Genomic DNA, 731 nt, shown 5'->3' on the forward strand with positions numbered 1-731 from the left:
CTTTGGTCACGACGATGTTGTCGGAACCTGCGGAAACGCTCGCGCCGTCTGCGTTGACGGTGTAAACGGTTTGACCGTTCGCACCTTGTTTGCCGGTAACGCTTGCAATGTTGGTACCGGCTTCGACTTCGGTCTTGGCGGCGGCAGTCAGACGGTTCAGCTGTCCGACGTTGGCGGCATCGGTGTCTTTCACACCGGCGGCAACATTACTGATGGCTTTGTTGCCTGCGTTGATGCCGTCAGCGGTGATGTTGACATCGCCTGCTTTCAGACCGTCTTTACCCAGAGCCACTTTGTTGCCGACTTTGACGCCGTCGTTGTTCACAACGGTATCGCCTGCGGTGAAGCTGTCGGCTTTGAGGTTGGGTGCGGTCGCCACTTTGTAAGTGGTGCTGCCGTCGGCATTTTGCTCTGGTGTGACGACGATGTTGTCGTTGCCGCTATCCACTTTGGACGTGGCTTTCGCTGCGGCTGCTTTGAGCTGTGCAACGTTCACTGCGTCGGTGTCGTCCGTACCTTTGGCTACGTTGGCAATTTTATTGCCTCCGTTGTTCAGACCGTCTTTGGTCAGGCTGACAGGTTTGCCTGCTTTGCCGTTGCCCACAGTCAGTCCGTTGTCGGTCAGGACGCTGCCGCCAACAGTTACTTTGTCGAAGGAGACGTCGTCTGAAGTCGCGACGGTGATGTGTTTACCGTTGCGGCTGACTTTGACGTTTTTGCCTTCTTTAAAG

At 55.8% G+C, this 731-nt stretch carries 1 pseudogene; it reads right to left on the minus strand.

Going from position 1 to position 731, the window contains the following annotated elements:
- Nucleotides 1–731 (minus strand): annotated as a pseudogene (locus tag HMPREF3277_RS12320) (hypothetical protein); the annotation flags it as partial.

Source organism: Neisseria sp. HMSC70E02 (assembly GCF_001838645.1).
GTDB classification, from domain to species: domain Bacteria; phylum Pseudomonadota; class Gammaproteobacteria; order Burkholderiales; family Neisseriaceae; genus Neisseria; species Neisseria macacae.